Origin of the sequence: Novipirellula herctigrandis, assembly GCA_007859835.1 — a bacterium.
GTDB lineage: Bacteria > Planctomycetota > Planctomycetia > Pirellulales > Pirellulaceae > Novipirellula_A > Novipirellula_A herctigrandis.
In genome coordinates this window covers 1,930,162-1,933,939 of sequence record SJPJ01000001.1, presented here as the reverse complement: position 1 = coordinate 1,933,939, position 3,778 = coordinate 1,930,162, and the positions used below count along the sequence as shown (strand labels likewise).

The 3,778-nt window shown below is 54.7% G+C and carries 4 protein-coding genes; 3 read left to right on the top strand and 1 reads right to left on the bottom strand.

The genetic code is table 11. The features are described from left to right. From CA13_RS34755 to CA13_RS06930, 3 genes are all read left to right on the top strand, one after another. The coding region (locus CA13_RS34755; RefSeq protein WP_473087446.1) for a hypothetical protein at positions 1-217 on the top strand (217 nt) is incomplete at its 5' end. Continuing rightward, the gene (locus CA13_RS06935; RefSeq protein WP_146395210.1) at positions 210-1,385 is read left to right on the top strand and encodes a glycosyltransferase family 4 protein; all 1,176 of its coding nucleotides are present in this window, start codon (positions 210-212) and stop codon (positions 1,383-1,385) included. The genes CA13_RS34755 and CA13_RS06935, both read left to right, overlap by 8 nt. A gap of 861 nt (positions 1,386-2,246) precedes the next feature. Beyond that, positions 2,247-3,446 carry a glycosyltransferase family 4 protein gene (locus CA13_RS06930; RefSeq protein ID WP_146395209.1) on the top strand — a complete coding sequence of 400 codons (1,200 nt, stop codon included), beginning with the start codon at positions 2,247-2,249 and terminating at the stop codon, positions 3,444-3,446. A 27-nt stretch (positions 3,447-3,473) separates the two neighbouring features. On the opposite strand, the gene CA13_RS34750 is transcribed toward CA13_RS06930, so the two are convergent. Continuing rightward, positions 3,474-3,778: hypothetical protein (locus CA13_RS34750; protein WP_419194022.1), on the bottom strand; the 305-nt coding region annotated here is incomplete at its 5' end.

Below are 3,778 nucleotides of genomic sequence, written 5' to 3'. Positions count from 1 at the left end.
GTTGGCGGTGGGCGTCCGAGGAATTTGCGCAGCGGAACCGGACGCTAGCGCGTGCCGGCTGATGGGGCCTCTTCCTGACGGCTACCAACTGATGCCGACCAACTTCTTTGAACTGACGACTGCCAACTGCCCACTGCCCACTGCCAACTGCCCACTGCCAACTGCCCACTGCCAACTGCCCACTGCCAACTTCTTTGAACTGCCAACTGATGCCTGACAACTGCCAACTTTCTTCCCCCATCCTCCTCGTCGAAAGTTATCCTCAAGTAATCGCGGGTCAGCAGCGGACGATGATGTCGCTGCTGTCGCATGCCGCGGCCGCCGGCGTTTCCCCTACCGTGTTGCTGCCGGGTGGCGGGCTGTTTACCGACCGGTTGGCGGCCGATGGCTGGGACACTTGCGTGGTGCCTTATCCTGAATCGCTTGGCCGCTACGGTGGTGCGATCTATCGGGACGGGATTGGAAAGCGGGCAGCGGTGGTCCGCGATGTGGGACGCTATGTGATGTCGCTGCGGCGGGAGCTTAAACGAATTCGTCCCGCGGCAGTCTTTTGTAACGACATGCGTGGACTGTTGACCGTCGGTGTGGCGGCCAAGTCGCTGGGGATTCCAAATATCACATGGGACAAACTCGATAAGCCTCATGGCATCTTGGACTGGTTCCAATTGCCGTTGGTGAAACGCAACCCGATCATTTCGGGACCAGTGGCGGGCAAGTACCCTGCTTGGCAACGACGATGGTACAAGGATCGCATATCGATCGTCCCCGATGGAGTCGATTTTGAAAAATATCAAGGTGTAGAACCGATCCGCGAGTCCTTGGGGTTAGCGGAGCAAGAGGTGGTGTTCGGCATCGTTGGTACGGTGACTCAACGCAAGGGGCATGACTTGTTGTTTGCAGCACTGGACGACGTGGCCAATCAACACCCAAACACAAAATTGCTGGTTATTGGCAGCTGGACGGACACGGCGGAAGATCGCACGTTCTATGAAACCCTACCGGAACGAGACCGATCGTCGATCCAGTTTCTTGGTCGACGTGATGATATTGCTGCCTTAATGCAATCGATCGATGTGCTGGTGATCCCGTCACGGTTCGAAGGACTCGGGCTGGTGATCCTGGAGGCGATGGCGTGTGGCAAGCCCGTGATTGGGTCGCGAGTCGGGGGGATCGCCGAAACGGTGGTCGATGGGGTAACGGGATTGTTGTTTGAAAACGAGGATATCGCGGGACTGCGAGACGCGATGTTGCGATTAGTAGACGATCCGGCACTGCGGCGTCAAATGGGTGCCGCCGGACGCGAGCGGGCAAGGATACATTACAACCGCAGCGAAAAAATGATGCAGATTTGGGAGTTGGTAGGGGAAGTTAGCAGGAAGAAGTAGGAAGAAGTATGAAGAAGTTGTCAGTTGTCAGTTGTCAGGAAAGGAAAGCTCATCAGCCGGCACGCGCTAGCGTCCGGTTCCATTACGATCACCTGCGGGTTTGCCATCGCTATCCGATCCCGTGAACCGTGGGCTAGCGCCCATCGGCTGATTTGATTCGTATCCAGTACCATCAGCCGGCACGCGCTAGCGTCCGGTTCGGTTGCAGTTCCGTCATTGGTTTTATCAGCCGGTACGCGCTAGCGTCCGGTTCCATCGTTTCATTTGACAATTGGCAGGCGATTGGAGATTGGGGAATAGCGGGCGAAAGAGCTTGATTCGCACTCCCCTGTTGGGGGTGATTGAGTTATGCTTCCGACGGTCGTTCCTTTGTGGCTCTTGGATTGGTACGGGACACATCCAATTTGATGGGTGTCCTGGTACTTGATACTTGTCGCGAAGCGTACTTTGAGCGGCAGGGAAACGTTCGTTAACAATAACGGCCGTCAACAAATAATCCTTGGTGGGCGGGATTTCTGTTCGAAACACCGACAAAAGCGATTGTCCGCTGGGCGTTTTTCGAAGTATCGATATCCTTGATTGTCTCGCTTGGATTTTGAGTTTTTATAGGCTGAAACAGACGTCGATTGCGTCGAGACGCATGGTAGGCGGAATGTGAACGATTTGGATTGAATTTGCGCAGCCTTCGCAAACCTTGAGTGTGACTAGAAAAGCGTTTGCTATCGAAATTCAGTCATCGAGCGTAATTGGCCGAATCCAAAAACGCTTCGAAAACCGAATGCTAGCGCATATCGACGGATACATTTTACCAGTCCGCTTCGACGATTTTTTCCTTTAAACATAGACATCCATCCTGTGAACATGGAAAACCTGATTGAATGTGAAAGCAACGGTCGCGACCGAATTCGAATTCTGCACGTTCAGTTGTTCCCGATGCTTAGCGGCGTCCAACGCGTATCACTCGAGGAACTTCGGCGGCTGGACCCGAATGTTTTCGATCGGCACTTATTGACGTGCGAACCGGGGCCGTTGAGTGAGGCGGCCGCAGCTCTCGGAGTGACATGCCATTACGAGCCTCGGTTAAAACGTTCAATTTCTCCGTTGAACGATTTTCGCACCTATCAACGATTGCGGGAGATGATGCGTCGTGAGCGATTTGATTTAGTTCATACGCATTCGTCGAAAACGGGGGTGCTGGGACGCATGGCCGCATCTGCTGCAGGAGTCCCATGCGTGGTTCACACGGTACATGGGTTCGCTTTTCCCGCGGCAAAGTATCCTGCGGTTCGCCGTTTCTATCAGTGGTGCGAAAAACGTTGCGGCCAAATGACCCATGCACTGGTTTGCTTGAACCCGGATGACCGTCAAATCGCGATCAATGAATTGGAAGTCGATCCATCGCGAGTTCAAGTCATCGCCAACGGAGTGGATATCGAAGCGTTTCGTCCAATCGAGAATCCTGCGGATCGAATTGCGGAGCGATCCAAGCGTTTCGGGGGCGATCCGGAGCGTCCGGTGGTGATGATGGTCGGTCGACTTTGGAATCAGAAAAAACCACAATTGTTTGTTCGATCGGCGATCCAATTGCTTCAAAACGGCTCGCCCGCCGAATTCTACTTGGCGGGTGATGGGAAACTACACAAGCAATTAGAAGACGAAATTGCCGAGGCGGGGGTGGCCGACCGAGTGCATTTATTAGGGTGGCAAGATGACGTCGATTCACTAATCCCCCTTGCGGATGTCATGGTATTGCCGTCGTTATGGGAAGGGATGCCGATCGTCCTGCTGGAAGCTCATGCGTGTGGCGTTCCGATTGTCGCCAGCGACATTCCGGGGAATCGAGAATGTGTGAACGACGGAGTCGATGGCTATTTAGTGCCCAAGAATGACTTGAAGTCACTGTCGGACCGAATCGCTCTCTTAGTCAACGATTCCGCGTTACGTCGTTCGATGGGGAGTGCAGGTCGGGGCAAAATTGTCGAACGATTTGACATTGTTCATCGCCAAACAACGATTCTCGAACTCTACAGCCAGCTATTGGGGAAAAGAGTTGACAGTTGACACGAAGGCCCGATCAGCCGGCACGCGCTAGCGTCCGGTTCCATTGTGATCACCTGCGGGTTTGCCATCGCAACCCGATCTCGGGAACCGTGGGCTAGCGCCCATCGGCTGATTTGATTCGTATCCAGTACCAGTCAGCCGGCACGCGCTAGCGTCCGGTTCCGTTGCGATCACCCGCCCGTTCGCCGGCCCCATCCGATCTCGTGAACCGTGGGCTAGCGCCCAACGGCTGATGAAATTCGAATCCGCCACCATCCGCCGGTACGCGCTAGCGTCCGGTTCCATTGTGATCACCCGCGGGTTTGCCATCGCAACCCGATCTCGGGAACCGT

Coding starts and splice junctions, on each gene's coding strand:
- CA13_RS06935 (WP_146395210.1), top strand. CDS start 210: ATGCCTGACAACTGCCAACTTTCTTCCCCCATCCTCCTCGTCGAAAGT.
- CA13_RS06930 (WP_146395209.1), top strand. CDS start 2,247: ATGGAAAACCTGATTGAATGTGAAAGCAACGGTCGCGACCGAATTCGA.